At 63.5% G+C, this 17,856-nt stretch carries 15 protein-coding genes; all 15 read right to left on the bottom strand.

Annotated features, from left to right (window positions below):
• A partial coding sequence (locus VFU06_01145; GenBank protein ID HEU5207987.1) for a hypothetical protein occupies positions 1-265 on the bottom strand: 265 nt, incomplete at its 3' end.
• 147 nt (positions 266-412) lie between these two features.
• Positions 413-1,555: a 6-bladed beta-propeller gene (locus VFU06_01140; GenBank protein HEU5207986.1), complete on the bottom strand. Its 1,143-nt coding sequence runs from the start codon at positions 1,553-1,555 to the stop codon at positions 413-415.
• Positions 1,556-1,752: 197 nt separating this feature from the next.
• Positions 1,753-3,171 carry a hypothetical protein gene (locus VFU06_01135; protein ID HEU5207985.1) on the bottom strand — a complete coding sequence of 473 codons (1,419 nt, stop codon included), beginning with the start codon at positions 3,169-3,171 and terminating at the stop codon, positions 1,753-1,755.
• Positions 3,172-3,327: 156 nt separating this feature from the next.
• Positions 3,328-4,398 (bottom strand): winged helix DNA-binding domain-containing protein, encoded by a 1,071-nt coding sequence (locus VFU06_01130; protein HEU5207984.1) that lies wholly within the window; start codon positions 4,396-4,398, stop codon positions 3,328-3,330.
• Positions 4,399-4,427: 29 nt separating this feature from the next.
• A complete protein-coding gene (locus VFU06_01125) occupies positions 4,428-4,775 on the bottom strand; it encodes a hypothetical protein (protein HEU5207983.1) in 348 nt (115 codons plus the stop codon).
• A 197-nt stretch (positions 4,776-4,972) separates the two neighbouring features.
• Positions 4,973-5,395, bottom strand: a complete 423-nt coding sequence (locus VFU06_01120) for a GNAT family N-acetyltransferase (protein ID HEU5207982.1) — start codon at positions 5,393-5,395, stop codon at positions 4,973-4,975.
• A 186-nt stretch (positions 5,396-5,581) separates the two neighbouring features.
• The gene (locus VFU06_01115) at positions 5,582-6,703 is read right to left on the bottom strand and encodes a 6-bladed beta-propeller (protein HEU5207981.1); all 1,122 of its coding nucleotides are present in this window, start codon (positions 6,701-6,703) and stop codon (positions 5,582-5,584) included.
• Between the two features lie 72 nt (positions 6,704-6,775).
• On the bottom strand, positions 6,776-7,849 hold the full coding sequence (locus tag VFU06_01110; protein ID HEU5207980.1) for a TonB family protein: 1,074 nt from the start codon (positions 7,847-7,849) through the stop codon (positions 6,776-6,778).
• A 474-nt stretch (positions 7,850-8,323) separates the two neighbouring features.
• A complete protein-coding gene (locus VFU06_01105) occupies positions 8,324-10,009 on the bottom strand; it encodes a DUF3732 domain-containing protein (GenBank protein HEU5207979.1) in 1,686 nt (561 codons plus the stop codon).
• Positions 10,010-10,775: 766 nt separating this feature from the next.
• The gene (locus tag VFU06_01100) at positions 10,776-11,996 is read right to left on the bottom strand and encodes an ABC-three component system protein (protein ID HEU5207978.1); all 1,221 of its coding nucleotides are present in this window, start codon (positions 11,994-11,996) and stop codon (positions 10,776-10,778) included.
• 287 nt (positions 11,997-12,283) lie between these two features.
• Positions 12,284-12,802, bottom strand: coding sequence for a hypothetical protein (locus VFU06_01095; GenBank protein ID HEU5207977.1), 519 nt, complete (start codon positions 12,800-12,802; stop codon positions 12,284-12,286).
• Entirely contained in the window at positions 12,799-14,139 is a 1,341-nt protein-coding gene (locus VFU06_01090; protein HEU5207976.1) for an AAA family ATPase, read from the bottom strand. The genes VFU06_01095 and VFU06_01090 overlap by 4 nt, the downstream gene beginning before the upstream one ends.
• A 255-nt stretch (positions 14,140-14,394) precedes the next feature.
• Complete coding sequence (locus tag VFU06_01085; GenBank protein HEU5207975.1) at positions 14,395-16,695, bottom strand: penicillin acylase family protein; 2,301 nt, start codon at positions 16,693-16,695, stop codon at positions 14,395-14,397.
• Between the two features lie 144 nt (positions 16,696-16,839).
• A complete protein-coding gene (locus VFU06_01080; protein ID HEU5207974.1) occupies positions 16,840-17,064 on the bottom strand; it encodes a hypothetical protein in 225 nt (74 codons plus the stop codon).
• Between the two features lie 118 nt (positions 17,065-17,182).
• Entirely contained in the window at positions 17,183-17,734 is a 552-nt protein-coding gene (locus tag VFU06_01075; protein HEU5207973.1) for a hypothetical protein, read from the bottom strand.
• Positions 17,735-17,856: the final 122 nt, after the last annotated feature.

Genomic DNA, 17,856 nt, shown 5'->3' with positions numbered 1-17,856 from the left:
GAACGAGTCGGTGCTTCACCTGGAACAATTCCCTCGCACCATGCGACGCCTCGCCCAGCCCGACGATCCGCACGTTCGAGAGCACCGCACGCAGTGGCTCGAGATCATCGAGATCGGCGTCCGGCGTCGCGGTGCCGAGCGGGATCGCGTTCTGTGTGAGCCAGCGAGCGATTGTAGTGCTGTCGGAACTCTGCGCGACGGTGGGTGAGCTGGCGGCGAGGAGGAGGAGGGGTGCGATTCGCCTCGACCATTGCTGTATGTGCATCACGTACTTCCGGAATGTCGGTGTTCTGAGGTATTCGTTTTCTCCTGCTGTGTGGATTGGATGGTCCGGATCGAGTAAGGGTTGGTAACGCGTGATCAGCCCGAGCGCTTGCGTCTCGCGCGTGACGCGCCGCCGCTGACTGCGAGCTCACGCTTCCGGTGAAGCGACATCCTCCAGCCTGTACTTCACGACGTACTCGACGCCCAGCTCGTCGGATTCGCGACCCCAGACGTAGCCGTCGCCGATCCACATCACGCGCAGCGACGGCGGCAGCTCCACGCGTCCGAGGAACTCGCCTGCTGCATCGAACACCAGCGCGTGCTGCGGCCAGCCGGGGACGACGCGGTACGAACCCACCCACACAGTGCTGTCCGCACCTGCCTGGATGCTGGAGTAGGCCGGCAGCACCCGGGGCAGCTCCATCTCGGCCAGGCTGCGCTCCGCCTCCGGCCGCACCTCCTCGGGCATCTGCTCGACGCGCTCCTGCAGTATCGCGAGGTAGGCGGTCTCGATCTCCGGTGTCAGGGCGAGGTTCACGTCCGGCGCGCGGACGGACCGCGTGAGCGCGCCGGCAGCAGAATACACGTCGAACCGGAGCTGGTCGGCCGTGCCGGCGATCAGCTCGTCGCCGAGGACGGTGTACGACGATACACGACCGAGCGGAGCGGACGTCATCATGAATCCTTCTCCTCTCGTCGTTATCTGGATTTCCGTGCCGGGCAGCATCACCAGTGTGTCCACGCCGCTGCCGTCGCCGTTGACGCGCAGGAGCGGTTCATCATACCGATGGATGCCGTCCGTCACCTCGGGGCCGAGCCGCGCAACGCCGAACCCCGCCGTGCCGAGGATCCAGTCGCCGGACGGGATGCGATACAGGCGTGAGGGTGGCTCAGTAAGCCCAGTGATGCGTGTGCTGCGCCCGATGTTGCCGTCCAGGTCGAACATCGTGAAGCGCAGGCCGGACCAGTCGGTCGCGACGACGCTGTCTCCCGTCACCGTCAGGTCGCCCACGCGCGAGAACTCGCCCGGTCCCTCGCCGGCGCCGCCACGCTCCATGATGAAGCGGCCATTCGGGTCGAACCAGCGCAGTGACTGGTCTCCCTGGTTCGCGACGATGAAGCGGCCGTCATCGAGCACGGCGAGGCTGACGATGCCATCGAAGAGGTAGGCCTCGTCGCCTTCCAGCTCACCGACGCGCAGCACCGGCTCGGCGGACGTTCGCCAGCGGAGCGGCGTGGACCACAGGTCACCGGCGTGCTCCACGATCGTCACGCCTGCGCTGTCGCGCACGGTCGTCCTGGTGGATGAGGCATGCTGCTCCTGACAGGACGTGACGAGCGTGAGTGTCATCACGGCCAGGGCGGACGATGGAAGCGGCGGGCGTCGCATGATGTTCAGTGGCTGGTGGGCAGTCGATGGTCAGGCAGGCATTCTGGAAACGTTCGAGCTGCGCGTATGATGACAGACCGCCCAGCTGCCTGCGGGGTTCAGTGTCCTGTACCGCCATCCGGCTCGTGGTGCATGGGAGCCGAATCGACGGGTGCCGGCATGTGCGCGGCGCCACCCATGCGCATGGCCGCGGGGCGAATGCTGCCGAACACGACGAAGCCGAACGGCCTGGTCTCGCCGTAATCGGCCTGCAGCTCGTCGGGCAGGAAGCTCATCGACACGCCGGCGCCGATGCCCGGGCTCCAGCCCCCGATCGCCGGCAACTGCAATGTATAGCCGACACCCACCTTCGCGACGGAGAAGATCTCGTCCTCCAGCTCGTGATCGGCGAGGACCAGGTCATGGCCCGCCTTCTCGACCCACTCCGCGCGACCCGACAGGATGTGGCGGTCGGCGAGGTTGAGACTCGTCTCGGCGAGCAGCGCGTTGGTGCCGACGTCGCTTTCGACGTTGTGACCCCATGCGATGGTGCTCGCCCACAGCCCGTTGCTGCCGACCGGCCGGTGATGGATCGCGGAGGCCGTGTAGCGCGTCACGTCCACGCGCGGATCGCCCGGTGCGTGGCCGGGCTCGGCCTCGGTGAGCTGGCCCGCCGAGACCTGCAGCATCCAGTTGCCGCTAGGCATGAAGCTCAGCCGGCCGGAATACGAGTCGAGCGCGTCGAGGTCCAGGTCGAAGCGGTCCTCGTCCGGCTCCCGGCCATTGAACAGCGACGCCTCCGCCTTCCAGCGCCGGCCGAACACGCCGGCGGTCACGGATCCGAAGGTGATGTGCGTCGCATCCAGCCAGTGATGCGAGATCGGCGCGAGCGGACCGGGGAATGCGGAGACGCGGTGCGGGTACGCCGTCGGGCCGAGCGCGGGCTCCGCCGCGAGGCCGCCGTACAGCTCGAGCCCGAGGTCCTGGCTCAGGGCGCGCTGGTAGCCGACGGCCAGCTCCATGAACAGGTCGTGCGGGTGCTGCCGGTCGTGGAGCGGCTCACCGTTGCACGTCTCGCCCGTGGCGAGCAGGTCCGGGTAGCCGCAGTCGCCGACGGTCCACGGCTCCGCCGACAGCATGGTGCGCAGCGTCACCTCGCCGCCGGCCAGCGGGCGGCGCGCCATGCCCATGATCCAGTTGATGCTGCCGAGCTGGTCGTCGCCGCGGTCACTGCCCTCGTCGATGTACTGCAGGAACGCCTGTCCGTGCAGCATCAGGCTCCAGTTCCCCGCCTGTCCGTGCACCGCGTGCATGGGTGTCGCGTCAGGGAGCCAGGAAGTGCCGGATCCCTCGCGTGCCTGGGAGATGCCGAGCACGCCGGTCATTCCGTGCGCCTGGGTCTCCATCGCGTGCGCGGGGTCGGCGGTTGCGTGGGCGGCGTGCGTGGTATCGCGCGGCGCAGTGGGGTGTGCGTGCTGGGCGGCGGCCGGGCGTACCAGTACTGGCAGCAGCAGTAGCAGAAGCAGGATTCGCTTCACGATGTTCGACTCCGTTGCGGTGCGTGGCTTCACTGCCGGGGTCTCAGCCACGGCGGGCATGAAGCAGGTCAGGAATCATGCCGACCATGACGATGAGGCCCGGGAGCGTGCGAGATCCGCCGCAGCGGAAGGCCCACCGGACCGCATTCGGCGCCGTCAATTCTCTGTGAATGATCTGAACCGCTCGACCGCGACTTCGACGGCCTCGCAGGCTTCCGCGTCCAGGCGACGCGCGAGCTTCAGATCCACCGGGCTGTCGCCCTTCTTCTTTGCGGGCCGCCAGTGGCCGACCACGTAACCGTCGAGCACGACGACGTGCATGAACGGCAATCGGACAGCCGGCGACATGTGCGTCAGGCCGTGCGGATCGATGACACTGCGCGTGTCTCCGTAGCCGCCGACGTACTCGTCGTAGACCTGGAGCAGCAGCGCCCTGGGTGCGTTCGGTGAACGCCGAGGTGGCGCGCCGATGCTGTACCACTTCGCGCCGTCGACTTCTGTGCGCTGGATATCATCGCCGAGCAGCTCGATGGAGCGGCGCACGTCGGTCAGCGTGAGCGTCGCCCAGCGGGCGAGGTCCTTTTCGCTGGCGGGGCCGTGGCTCTGGAAGAAGCGACGCGCGAGCTCGGCGAGGGCGTCGTCGCGACCCATGGATGCAGCATGCGGTGCGCGCTCGTCGAGCAGCGCGTAGGTGTGCTGTCGGCCCTTCGGGGCGCCGCTGCACACGAGTGCGTCCAGCTCGAGCAGCATCATGACGTGGCCGAGTCGTTCGTTCTTCAGGTCGATACGGTTCGACTCGAGCAGCGCCTGGATCTCGGTGCGTGTGAGGTGCGTCCCGTTCTCGAGAGCTTTGCCGATCGTGGCCGCGGCCTTCGCGATCAGCTTGCCGCTCAGCTCGAGCTGGCGATGCCGACCGGCCATCTGCGCCTGGATGCGCGGCGCAGTGAGCTCGCTCATCCAGCGGATGTCGGCAGGTGCGACGAAGTGCCAGGTCGGACGGAGGACGTGCGTGCGCAGGACGTCGCCACGGGCGTACGCGCGCTCGACGTCGGTGTCTCGGAGGTTGCGGGCGCGCAGACCGATCGACCAGCGGGCGATGGCGTACTCCTGGGACTGCATTGCGCCGAACCATGCGACGACGTCGTTCGCTGTGCGCAGCGGTGCACTGGTCAGTCGCTGGTAGCGGAGCCGCGCGGCGCGTGTTCTGTCAGGCGTGATGGAAGACACTCGATTGTTATGTCCGTGGGTGCCGTGATTTACCGACTGAGGCTCAGGCCGAAATAATCGGCCGCACGATCGATGTCGACCGGTGCGATCGCGAGTGGCAGTTTGCCCGGCTCGTACAGGACGACGAGGTCCATGTACGGTTCGTCCGAGAAATCGAACGTGCGAGGCTCGCCTTCGACCTCAAAAAGTGGCTGAACACGGCCCTCGGTCCGGACGACCTCGACGCCGTGCTGCTCGAGGTAGTCGTATGCCGTGGCGCGGTAGTACATCATGTCGTCAGCCACGACCGCGAAGTCATCCTCGGAATATGTAGCACGGAGCGAATCGAGCGCGGCGAAGGTTGCCTCCATGAAGATGACGACTCGCCGGGAATACACGGGTGCATGCTCAGGGGATCGGTTGCTGTCAGGCGCTGCCTCCGCTGTGTCCGTGGCGACAGCACTGGAGTCCTTCGTCACATCGAGGTCCGAGCCGGGACCGGGGCTGCATGACGCCGACAGCACCAGCAGGGCGAGTGCGCAACGCACTGCGATTGCCGGGAGCTCAGCGGGCAGGACGGTTGGTCGGGCGGCGCTCATAGCCTGATCCGGAAGTGGAAGCATTCGATTCCAAGGCCTTCGCGGAAATAGAAGCGGTGGGCTTCTTCGCGGACAGTCCGCGAGATCAGCTGGAGCTCGCTGCAGCCTTCGCGTCGCGCCTCCTCCTTGAGCCAGGTGAGGAGGACCTTGCCGTACCCGCGTGAGCGGGCTCGTTCGTCGGTCACGAAGTCGTCCAGGTAGAGAAGGCGGCCGCAGTACAGCATGTGCATGTAGCGATAGCCGGCTACTGCTCGGACTTCGTTTTCGTCGGTGAGTGCGGCGAGGCGGTAGCCGTCTGTCGCTGTCATGCTGCGGACCATTGGAATGTACTCGTCAGCGGCTATGTGGGGCCGGAGCTGCCGCATGACGTCGTAGGTGGCGGTGATCTGGGAGTCGGTCTCGGCGTGTGTGATGATCATGCGAGCTGGTCTGGGCTCACCGGCGGTCGGTGGACGGTTGCCTCGAGAATTGGATTCTCGGCAGGCGTTCGTGCTGTATGACGAACGAGGACCGGCTTTTCCTGCACGGCTCGTTGATGGAGCCGCCACCCCTGCTGTTGTCGGTCAGTTCGTCACGTGGCTGGCGGTGGTCTCGCGATGAATCCGCTAGAGTGCGACGCTGGCCGCGCCGAGCGCATCGTGTTCAATGGCTACGATCTCGTCCGTAGGTAGGAACGCCGCCGGGAAGGGCGATTCCGGTGGCAGCGTGCCGCGGTAAGTGCCGTCGGCGCCGAACACGTCGATCAGCGTGGGCTCGCCCCTGAACGTACCGCGCAGCACCCACAGCTCGCCGTGGGGTGCGAGCACGACGTCGCGCACGGACGGCAGCACGTCGGCGTTGCCGCGTCCCTGCACGACCTCGTGCGCCGGGACGGTGCAGTCCGCGATGGGGATCGGCATGCCGTCGGCGACCTCGGCCAGCGCGAGCGCCCGCGTGACGCGTCGCGGCGGCATGTCGCGACGAATGCTCAGCACGTGCTCCCCGGTTTCGAAAACGTCGACCCGGTACTCGGGGCTGGTGTTCACGGCCACGCGTGAACCGGCGGCATCCCACACCAGCTCCGGGGCGAACAATGGCGCGATCGGTGGACCGCTGACGCCACAGCTCGGGAATTCGGCGGATCGATCCGGCTGGCGCGTCATGGCGGCAAGCTGACGCTGACCCGAATGCGACCATGCGACGAGCGATTGCTCCGACGTGCTGGCGTCAGCACGCGCGAGCGCGGTGAACAGGACGGTGTCATTGCCGATCTCTCGGATCAGCGGGCCCCAGAAGCTGTTGGGGATGCGAAGCTCGGGCAGGACGTCGCCGGTGTGGCTCCAGCGAACGAGCGCCTGCTTGCCGAAATCGTAGACTGACACTGCGGCTTCGGTGGTCGTGAGTGCGATTGGCTCCTTCAGCTCCCCCGGACCTTCTCCCTGTCGGCCGATGGTCGCGATCACCTCGCCGCCGGTGGAGATGACCAGGACGTGACGAGCGGCCTCATCGAGAATGAAGATGCGACCCGCGCTGTCGGCGGCGATGAGGTGCCGGGCGAGGTCGACGAGTGTCAGGCGGTCGTCGTCTGCCGGCCCGAGACGCCAGAGCTGCTCGAAGTGCCAGGGGAGCTGCCTGTCGGCCGACGGCGCGGTGACGTTGATGCCCGGTGAATCCGCATGCTCGGGGGTCTGGCGAGATGACGGATCTGCGCAGGCGCCGAACGCCGTGGCCACAGTCGGGAGCATCATGGCCAGGGCGGAAGATCGAACGACGCTCCGAGTGTGTCCGGCGCTCTCGGTCATTCGCCTGCCACCGGGCGTTCAGCGCGAGCTGAAGTTGATCGGAATCGCAACCCAGACCGGCACGCGCTTGCCACGGGAGACCGCCGGTTCGAAACGCATCTCTCGACCCACGAGCAGCGCTGCCGCGTCGAGCTTGCACTCGCCACTCGAGCGGCTCACTTCGCGGAAGGTGACGGCACCTTCCTCATCGACGAAGAACTGCACGATCACCTGACCGCCGATACCGAGCTGGCGCAGGTCAGGCGGGTAGTACCGCTCCAGCAGCCGGGCGATGTGTGGCCGGTTGCTGAGCTCCGGTCGCCTGGTGGGCAGGCTTGATTCTTCATCGGCTGCGGCTGAATCAGCGGATGCACTGTCGACCGGCAGAGGTCGCGCGTCCCCGAGGAGCCGCAGGCTGACGCTGTCCTTCCCGAACCAGACGGACGCGTGCGTGCGACGTCGCGCGCCGATGCCCTCCGTGTCCGGCTGGAACACGAGCTGGCGCACGATCGCGACCGCTGCTTCATCCGCTTCGGTCAGGCAGCTCGTATGCGCGATGTCGATCTGAGCCGGACGGCCCGCGGAATCGACGAGCAGCGACAGTCCGACCATGGCACCGAGGCTCGATGCAGCCAGTGCGCGGGGACGGGTGGATGGGAGCTTCGCCTCGATGTCGGAGCGGTTCAGTATCGGGATGAGCTGCGGGTCGGGACTGCGCTCGAAGCCGGTGCGGAAGGTGAAGGGCAGCTCGGTCCACATCGGAACGGCGGCGTCGCCGCTGCGTCCTGGCTCGAACTCGGCGCGGCGGGCTGTTGCGAGTGCGGCGCGGTCGAGGCTGATGAGGCCGCTGCTGAAGGCGACCCAGGCGGAGTCGACTTTGCCTTCCTCGTCGACACGGAAGCGGACGCGGGTTTCGCCGCCGATTGCGGCATTGCGCAGCGGGAGCGGGTAGTTCTCGGTCAGCTCGTCGATGAGCTTGCTGGCATTGCGGAGGCGCGGAGGCGTGGTTGCCGAATCCGGCTGCTGGGCGGATGCGGCGGGTGAGCCGGCGGCCAGTAGGCAGGCGGCGAGGGCGAGGGTGACGGGGAGCGGAGTTGGTGTGCGTCGGCTCATGGAGAAGTCGGCTTGATTATTCTTGCTCGGAGACCGCCCGTAACGCCCAGACTTAAGCTGCAGGCCTATCCAGCGCCTGCGCGGCTGACATGCGGTACGAGTTGCGTTCAGCTGCTTCACATCAATACTGCACGCCTGACAGTGATTCGTTATATCGCGCGCCCGCTGTTGTTCTGTCGGGCGAGCCGCTCTGCCCAGCGTGCGCACGGCTGAAGTGACTACTCACAACGTCGGCTAGCGAGACTCGATGGATGCCGTGACGCTCGATGTTCGAGACTGGCGAAACGGCGAGCGACCTGTCTATCTACACGCACGTCCCGGACATCTCCAACGCCGCCTTACGTCGAGTGCGCCTGTTGTCCAACTCACCGACACAGACGTGTACTTGCGCTGGATGGAAGGCGTTAGCGCAGCAGCCATTCGCGACTATTAGCCAGATCGTCCCCAATTGAGGGTCTTCCTCCACTGCGCCTGTTACTGGGTTACATCCGGCCGTGTGGGCCAATCGGCCGGGATCAACGCCTCTCCTGAACGCTTCGTCCAACGGTAACGCGTAGCGGCTACGTAGTCGGGATCGTCTGCGAAATAGGCATGCTCGATGAGGAGTACCTGCAAGCCCGCCCTGCGGGCGACCTCGGAGAAGAGGAAGTTCACGTGCTTCCGTAGAGCCGCAAACTCTTCATCCTCCTGTTGGCCGTCGATCTCGGCCTCATCCCAATCCTCTTCGCCTTTTGACGGGAAGTATGGGCGGCTTATCTGGTCAAATACAAGAAGCCCAGGTACCGGCGCCTTAGCCACCTCAAAGAATTGCTGCAAGGCGAACGAAAGAGCTATATGCAGCGCCAAGTAGTTTTGATCCGAGCCAACATCTAACATCTTGAGAACCGCGCCGCTTTCGGCTTCAATAATCGAGAGACTGGGATCACGAGCTGAGAACGACAACTCTGCCTGCACACAGGGAGCGATAGTCGGTAGCTGACCAAAAGCGAAAGTAGCGTACTGCGACACCTTGGATTCGGCGTGGCGGAGCCGTACCGCCTTGGCATCCTTGTCGACTAGAGATGATAGCTCCTCGATCTCAGCTCGCAGTACCGTTAAGTCACGCTCCGACATGAGGGCGGTCTCAGCCACGCTTTCGAGAAAGAAGGACACACGGCCAAGAAGATGCGCGCGAACATGTGCAATGTCCGCCATTTCTCGGGCCTCGGAGTTTTGCCTTAGCCAGGACCGAATGTTCTCATCGATCCTCCTGAGCTGCTGATTGAGCGTGGCGATGTCCTCCTCCAAATGAGCTTGGTGATCAGCAAGCTTGGGTTGAACACGTTCAACTGCCGCTGCTTCGCCACGAATCGTGCTAATTACTGCCCGCATGACTTCGGAGCTCCGTGCTCCAGCTTCAGACGGTGTGTCACACAGTGGGCATGTCCGACGAGGCGACTCTAACTGAAGATGGTCGGCCAAGCTAAGCTTTTGCCGCTGTCGCTCGACTGTAGACTGAAATCCATTAACCTCTTCCGCGGCCGTACGTGTCGCTTGCAGACGACGTCTCGCTATCGCCAGGCCATCCAACACCTGCCGACGGGAGGCATGTAACTCACGCAGCTCGGCTTCGTTGGGATACAGTCTGGTAGCCACCGGAGCCGCGGACACATCCTGCAACTGTGCGACAAGTGCCGCTTCACTTCCTTCGCCGGGTTCCGCCGCAACAAGGCCGATCCTGTACGCCTCGGAAAGGAGACTCCATGCGCGCTCTTTGAGTTGGCTCTTGGAGGCGGCGCGGGCATTGTTTCTCGCCTCTTCCCTCTCATACGCTCTCTGCAGCTGCTTCAGCCGTCGCTCAAGCGCTACAGATTCCTCATCTGTCGCTCTTAAGAAATACGGAAGGGTCTCCCGGATGCCGGGGGCCTCGTCCGGGTCGTCGAGCCCGTAAAGCAACGCCGATTCGTTGAGAATGATTTCCTTCGTGACGAACATGTACGGTGTTACATGCCGCACTGTTGCTCGGCCTCGAATTAGTCCGACCATGTCGTCTTCACGCGGGCGATCGCCGATGCCGAATGCCTTTTCCAGGAGTGCCTTCGCCGCAGTGACTGTTGTTGGACCTTCAAATTTCTCTATTGTATCGGGTATAAGAAGGTTGCGACCCGTGGCGACGTACATGCGGGTGCTCGTGGTTCTACCCACAGGAGGGATTATGCGGCTAATGACCAATTCGGCTTGGCCGTCAGTCCATTTCGTTCCAACTGCCAGACTCCGTCGCCGCACGTGGGCTGGTAATTCACAGTCCTTGGACCCCAAGCAGTAATCGATGGCCTTGATGATCGTGGATTTACCTGTTCCAGAGGCACCAGTAATAATGTTTACGGCCGCCGTTCGTAACTGAATATCCCGTCGAGATCCTTCGACACCGTAAAAGACGATATCCGATATGTTCCACCTACTCATACCGTCACCCCCAGGATATCGAAGACGCGGGCTGCCGACCCTGCTGACCCGAACCAGTAACCTAGGCGTTGCGCCCGCTTGACGGCTCGTGTGATTTCGAGTCCCAGAGAACTGGTCTGAGCCCTGGGTGGTTGCTGCGTCCCTGTCCCGACCGTAGCTCCCTCACTCGTAAGCGTTAGGAGGCTGTAGAAGCAGCCGAAGCGCACTGCATCGGTGACCATCTGAAGCGAGCCGTCGATGCGCTCGACAAGCCCTACCGCGGCTTCAGGATGTCGGTCAACCCACGCATGCAGTCCGGTTCGGCGATTAGTGCCATTAAACATCTCGCCGAGATCCTCAGATAACGCGAGCGGTAACGATAGGTATACAAGGGGCAGCTCTGGATCGCGGCCAGATTCGACTCTGAAGGACTCGCAGAACCGCCCGATAATGTACGCGCAGAAGGCCGGATTCGTTTCGGCGAGAACGTCATGGGCAAGTATCATTGTTCGTCCCTAAGCAGATCTAGGTAGTCGGGGTGCCATCCTACTTCGCGATTGATTGCCAGCACTTGGAAGCTGCCGCGCACGTAAAACGCCGCTTTCCACTCGTCAGCTATGGGCCGAATCACTTGGGGCGCGTCATCATGACTCCACCGTAAGAGCAGCAGGCCCTTGCTGCATTTCCCATCCTCGTCGAGTTCGGCGCATTCCTCTCGTAACCGCTCGTGCTTATCACTCCAGTGTTCTGTAAGAATTCGGTCATACTCTCCTATGACAGAACGCATCCGGGGATTGTCATTGGTCCACTTGGATCGCTGCTGCCGAGCTCGCCATTCCTCACGGATGGCTCGGCCAAGGTCGCTCTGTGCGCCCTTAACCAGACTGATCTGCCGCGCCAGCATACCGTCAGGCTGATACTCAGACGGTACTGCTACGGCTTCGAAGTCGGCGAAGAGGAGACCCTGTTCGATCTCGCTAATAATCGCAGTAACTCGAATTTGAAGCTCCGCCCGCGTAATGATGCGCTCACGCTTGCCGCACAGCGAATAGATGACTTCCCGATCCCACCACTGGATCAGCTTCTTTGCCACTTCGGGTCGTTGCTCGGGCGGCACGATACTGAGCATCGCCGCTACCTCATCCTCGATTTCATCAATATGGGGAGCGTTGGCTTGTATAGACGCGCGTCGTAGCAGGTTAAGGCGGTCCGTCTGGCTGAGGTCGAGAAAGGCGCTGCATCCGGGAGCCTTATCGCTATATGGCACCTTAGAACCGGAGGCCTCCGCCGACGATCTGGCGGTTCGAACCCGTTCGGCCTCCGCCTCTAACGCCGCTCGGAGTCCTTCGCGGTCCGTTGTTGGGTCCAGGAGGGCTTCAAGTGGGCTGGAGTGCGCCACGCCGGCAACCGTGACCAAGTGGAATGTGGCTTCCGACAGTGACAGGCGGGGGAGTGCGTCAGCCCATACTTTAATCGTCCTCCACAACGACGGCGACTGGATTGTGACAGGAGGCGGAACCGCCGCCATGCTGTGTTTAAGCTGATGCAGCAACTCTCGGCCGTCTACTGTTAACACGACGTCATCAAGCTGCTCCAAGACGATACACGCATCGTCTGAGTCGGTTCTTAGTAGTAACAGAAGCCCGAACAACGCTTGATAGTAGAAGCCCAGAGCTGCGGCCTCGGCGTCATGACCGCTTGATTCTTGTTGCGGATTCGGCATGGGTGTCACGTTGGCATGGCGTGGTGCGGGTCTCAGGTCTTGTTTCCCGGCCGGAGGACGAGCCGTCTAATAATGGTGGCGGGCGTACCAGCACGCAGGATGACTGGGACGCGTCGCAGGCGTCGGCGCGACTCCGTTCGCGCGGTATAGCCGGAGGTAAGCAGCGGGCCCGTCCATGCTCTGGCTCAGTTTTGCCCTGCTATATGAACCTCATCCAAGCACTTGCACAGCTGCCCTGCCCGCCGACTTAGCCGGATACGTTAGACCATGGGCCGACGTCGTTACGGTTATATGATGCACGTGCACATTGCGTTTACACTAATACCGTGCTTTTCAAGCGCTTTAAGCACTGGCCCCTTCCGCTCATGCAACAGGCGATCCCGGGCTTTCTTCCCGGCCTTCTTCTTTGTGGGATCGAAAAAATCGATATCCTCTGTTACCAGTTGTGCGGAGTCAGCGTTTCCTGCCGCCGCGGCCGCCGCTCTTACGTACCAGATGTCCCGGCCGTTAGCAGGAAAGCCAAGCTTCCGTAATTCGTTGCGTAGGTCGGGCCGGGCGGGAGCGTCAATGATGCCTACAGCGCCAGTTGCGAGGAGGTCTCCGAACCAGGCTCGGAACCAGTCGGGATCGACGACGTTGCCCCATTCGTGTTCAATAGTGCCATTAGAATCCACGAAGCACACATTGGTCGAGCCAAGGCTTTCGATGAAGGCCCGACACGGCGCGGTAGTGTCGGGGGTCAAGTTGAGCACGGCTTCTTCAAAGTAGGCTCTAATGATATTTGCATCCACGACATTTGACGTCATGCTTGCGCCCTATGCCGGAGTCTGGCCAAGCGTTTGGCCTCCTCGATGCGCTCCGGGAAAAACCCTCCTGGCCACTCGTCGATGAAATGGCCCCTCTTATCGACACGCAAACGCGTCACCTTCTTCTTGTCACCTATCGCATGAACGTAGAGCACGCATAGATCCTCTGGCCGGAGATGGCCCGAAGCGACGAACGACTGCATTCGCAGGACGAGGTGCTCGCTATGCGTTTCGACAACGGTCTGAATTCCACCCTGGAACAGCTCGAGGAAAAGCTGACCAAGTTCAGCCTGCGCGCGCGGGTGAAGGTGTATCTCGGGTTCCTCGACCAAAAGCGTAGCGCCGGATGAAAGCGAGTATCCAGCGACAAGTACTGGGATGACCTGGCTGTTACCAAACCCCACATCCGCAATGTTTTCGGTCTCTCCCGTGGTAAAATGAGACACGCGAAGCTCATAGTGGCGATCTGATATCATCTCCACTTGGACCGCGCGTGCGATACCAGCAGACTTGAGCCACCTGCCTACTTTGGCGCTCAGCTCGCGCTTCCTCTTGCCAGTTCGAAAGGAGTCAAGCATTAGCATCGACGCAGCGTGTTCGCCAGACGAACCTACGCGCCGACGCCGCTCACCCGTAACAAGGTACGTTCTAGATGGAGCAGCACGCATGGCGCCGAGGTACTCTGTTCCTCTCAATCCATTCATTAGTACGCCGCCAACCGAGGTGCTCATACGAAGGATCTGTTGCGCATTGTCCGTGACGAACTCACGCAGCTGCTCCCCAGATCGTCGGGCGGCATACAAACCCACTGTTTGAGGCAGGAAATGGTACATGCGTAACAATTCCGATAGCCCCCCTCGGAGCCCGGGCGGTACGGTGCGATAGCCAACTCGGGTGATCAGCTGGCGTTCCGCATCAGTGGAATACTGCGTTGTGATCAGCGGCTCGCCGTCCAGCCGAAGCCGAGTACTCTTAAGGACCACCTCACGGCGTTTTGTCCGATACTTGTATTCCAGTCCCAATGACGCTACGCCGCTGATCTTCCCGTAAAACCCATCCTCTTCCTGCGCGACTCTGTCGAGCTCGATGCCGAACGCCCGGCCACGATGATTTCCGTATACGATATCTTTGTATGTACCGAAATCACCGAGGATTCCGTCGAGAAGCAGGGGTACTTCGAAGTCAGGACTCTCAATGGTTTGCACCAACAATCTGAACGCGGCGATAATCGATGACTTGCCCGCGTTGTTCGGGCCGAGAATCAGCGTGATCGGTCCAAGTTGCGCGTTAGCCTTTTCGAAGGCTTTGAAGTTGGTCAGGCGGATGTGAGTATACACTACGTTTGACCTCTAGATGGATGTAGCGAGGGCAGGTGTGTCGCTCATATTACACTGGCGCTTGTTCGTGGTTTAACGCACAGTTGACTGCATGGACGGAAGCTGCCGGTGAACGCGCCGCTTCTGCTACCGCGGCAGGGGCGCACTGCCTATCAGGGACTGACCGCCAGACGGTTATCTGGCATGGGCAGCTGCGTCATTTCTTGGGTGCTTCACGTATACGAACTGAGTGCAGCGGGGGGCTGCCACAATGCATCAGCGGATTTCGTCGCTAAGCCTCAGTCGGTGCGCCGCTCGCCCCTCCACCGCCCCTCTCGACCACACCAGCGGAAAATACCCACCGTCCCCCCACACCCTCACTAGATTCCCATAGAACGGACTCCCCGGCTGCCCAGACTGCCCCGGAGCATTCGTCACCCGCGAATTGTCGAAGTCACTGAAGTCCACGATGAACCGGAACGTCGCACCCGTAGCAGCGACAGTTCCCCCGCCCCCATTCCTTTCCACCGCCCCCAGGTCATACGGCCGCACAAACGGATGCGGCAGCTCCGACCGATGGATCCGCCCCCACCGCCACCCTTCCCGATCCGCCCCCAACCGGGCACGCAGACTGTCCACCGCCGCACCCAACGCCGCAGGAGCCATCGAGACGCGCGAGCCCGATGATAAACCAACCGAAGAAAACACCGAATCCGGCATCACCCGCCGCCAGTAATAATGCAGCGCCGCCTCCGGACTCGACCGATGGTACGTCCCATCCCACGCAGCGATCAGCCCCCGCGCCCACTCCACCGTCGGATCGTCCGCAACCCACCCCTCGAAGAAAGCACGGTCCTGTGACACGAACCACGGATAGACCGCGTCGTTCTGCATCCGCTCGAAGTCCTCGACCGTCAGACCGGACGCGCCCGCAAACATTTCGTTAAGACGATGCATCCGCGCACTCGGCCCCCGCGGAAACATCAGCGGCGGCGAGTAACCCGGCGGCTGGATGTCGTTGTTCGCGGTGCCGACCCACCCACGAGGCGGATTGAACTCCTGCGGCAGCTCCGTGTGACTGCGGAAGCCATCCCACGCGTACTGCCCATCCCCGGGCACCGGCAGCCGCCCGTACCACCCGCCGATCCGTCGCGGCGACAATGCAGCCGCGAGCCACGCGATGTTCCCGTCGACGTCGCCACAGACCATGTTCTCGGACGGCGCCTTCCAGTACGCCATCGCGTCGATGAAGCCGTGGCAGTCGGCGACCTCGGCCAGTCGCAGCGCCGCGAGGTATCCCGCCGTCCCCGGCTCCGTGCTCGTCGAGCGGATCGCGTACGCGACGTGATTCGCCGAATCGACATAGAACACCGGCCCATGCCTGCTGTACCGATGCTCGACCACCCGCGCTGACTCTCCACGCACCCGGATCGTGTCCACGACGATGCGCAGCGGGTACCACTCACCGCGGTACATCGCCTGGTCGAGATCCGCCGGATTCAACCGCTCGACGAACACGTCCGCCTGGTCGGTGCCGACGATTGTGAGTCCCCAGCCGATTCTGCCGTTGTGTCCGATCGCCACACCCGGGATCGCCGGCTCCGTCGATCCGATCACGCGGTAGTCGGGCGCCTCGAGGTGCACGAGGTAGCGCAGCGACGGGTTCATCACCGCGCGGTGCGGGTCGTTCGCGAGCAGGACCTTGCCGCTCTTCGTCAGCCGGCCGCTCGCGACCCAGTTGTTGCTGCCGGGCGAGGTCTCCTGCGCGCCGTCGTTCTCGGAGGCGAGCGCGTCGGCCCACTGCTGGTACTCGGGCAGGAGCGGCGGCCGCGGCGGTGCGCTGCGGAAATGACCTAGGGCGTCGAGGACGTCGTCGGTGATGATCGAGACGTCGAGCCCCTCGGGCAGCTCGAGGTCGATCCACGCGGCGCGGCCGGGCGCTTCGCGACGGTTCACTTCCTCGATGCCGAGCCGTGCAACCTGCATCGCGAGGCGCAATTCCTCGCGCGCCTGGCCGAGCGGCAGCGCGGTTGCGACGCGGCCGGTCGATGATTCGGGTGTCCACGGCAACGGCTTCAGCCCGGTCAGCTTGTACTCGACGGGCAGGTTGTCGCCGGCGTGTTCGATGAATGCGTTCACGCCGTCGGCGAACGCCTGGAAGATCGCGCGGCCATCGGGGTGATAGCTCGGGAACTCGGCATCCCAGTCGCCGCGATACATGAGCAGCCGTGCGAGCCGGTCGTGCTCGAACGCTTCGGGCCCCATGATCTCGGCGAGCCGCCCCTCGTTCGTGCGCCGCCACATGTCGATCTGCCAGAGCCGGTCCTGCGCCTGCACGAAGCCCTGCGCGAAGAACAGGTCGTGCCGGTTCTGCGCGTAGATGTGCGGCACGCCCCACTCGTCGCGGATGACCTCGACTTCCGCCTGCAGGCCGGGCACCGACAGCTCGCCCTCGATCTGCGCGAGCGACTCGCGTGCAAGCGTCGCGAAGCTCTGCTGCTGGGCAAGGACAGGAGCGTGCGTCACGCACGAGAGCGCGAGGCACGCGAGGGCGCCGCGTCGGAACGTCGTATTCATGTACAGGCCAGGAAGCAGCCGGGGTGATTCACACGCGACTCCACGTGCGGGAAGGGCAGGCGGTCGGCGTCGACCGACGTCAATGGTTCGCTGGAAGAGGCCGCGTGTCAAGAAGGGCAGAGGATCCGCCACCCGGTTCGCATCTCAGGGCTGTATGGAATCCATCCGTGCAGCCCTCTCCTCTGCCGCACGCGACGCATCGAGCGCGCGGTTCACGCCGCCCGCACCGGGCAGGCCCGACGCGCCGATCGCGCTGTCGCGTTGCTGCTGCGTCAGGCTGTCCGTGACTGCCTCCGTCTCTCCGTCAGATTCCGTCGCGCAGCCAGCGATGGTGAGACAGCCGAGCACGACCAGCAGACGCATGCGCATGTGCAGACCTTTCGATCGAGGTTGTGCGGAACGGGAAAGGTTGTTTCCCGCGGGTACGGCTTGACGAGTTCCTGACAATCCGCTGACGAGTCCCTGACCAGACGAATGCCCCGAACAGCTAACGGATGCGAAGCCCGAAGCTGACGCCGCCGAGCTGGAACGAGTCGCCCTGGTAGTCAGGAACGATCACACCGCGAACACCCGCAACGCCCCACACACGGCTGAAGAGCGGCAGTGCGACGTCGCCCCGCGCGAAGACTCCACCTGCTGCCTCATCCGCATGCACGACGGCAGGACCCGCGAACGCGCGGAATGACCCGCTGGAGTTCTCCCAGCCGACCGCCGCTGCGAAGACCTTGAACTCCGGAAACGGCGGCACGCACTGGACGTTCTCCGGCTCCATGCATACCAGCGCGTGCGACCTGGTGCCCTGGATACCGGCGTCGAATGCCGCAAGCAGGCCGCCGCTCCCGATACCCCGCAGGCGGTACGCGAGCAGCACGTCGCCGATGAACCCGTCGCTGTTGTCCAGATAGGTTCCGTGGCCCGTGCCGATCCCGCGCCCGACGTTCAGATCGAGTGAGAGCGGGCTGCGCGCCTGCGCGGCGACGTCGGATGCGCCGGCTCCGATTGCGGCAGCGATTACGAGTGTCATCCATGCCCTGCGCATGATCTACCTCCGGTGGTGAGAGGCGGCAGTGCTGCGGCCGGTTATCAGATGACCTGCAATGGGTGAGGGGGTTCTGCAGAATACCACTGCTAACGCGCCAACGCACGAAATGATGACGGGGC

Source organism: Longimicrobiales bacterium (genome assembly GCA_035764935.1).
Lineage (GTDB): Bacteria > Gemmatimonadota > Gemmatimonadetes > Longimicrobiales > RSA9 > DASTYK01.
The sequence above is the reverse complement of the archived record's forward strand: the minus strand, read 5'-3'. Positions and strand labels throughout refer to the sequence as shown.

Coding starts and splice junctions, on each gene's coding strand:
- VFU06_01095 (HEU5207977.1), bottom strand. CDS start 12,802: ATGACGTCAAATGTCGTGGATGCAAATATCATTAGAGCCTACTTTGAA.
- VFU06_01075 (HEU5207973.1), bottom strand. CDS start 17,734: ATGCGCAGGGCATGGATGACACTCGTAATCGCTGCCGCAATCGGAGCC.
- VFU06_01100 (HEU5207978.1), bottom strand. CDS start 11,996: ATGCCGAATCCGCAACAAGAATCAAGCGGTCATGACGCCGAGGCCGCA.
- VFU06_01085 (HEU5207975.1), bottom strand. CDS start 16,695: ATGAATACGACGTTCCGACGCGGCGCCCTCGCGTGCCTCGCGCTCTCG.
- VFU06_01115 (HEU5207981.1), bottom strand. CDS start 6,703: ATGATGCTCCCGACTGTGGCCACGGCGTTCGGCGCCTGCGCAGATCCG.
- VFU06_01105 (HEU5207979.1), bottom strand. CDS start 10,009: ATGTACGTCGCCACGGGTCGCAACCTTCTTATACCCGATACAATAGAG.
- VFU06_01110 (HEU5207980.1), bottom strand. CDS start 7,849: ATGAGCCGACGCACACCAACTCCGCTCCCCGTCACCCTCGCCCTCGCC.
- VFU06_01080 (HEU5207974.1), bottom strand. CDS start 17,064: ATGCGCATGCGTCTGCTGGTCGTGCTCGGCTGTCTCACCATCGCTGGC.
- VFU06_01120 (HEU5207982.1), bottom strand. CDS start 5,395: ATGATCATCACACACGCCGAGACCGACTCCCAGATCACCGCCACCTAC.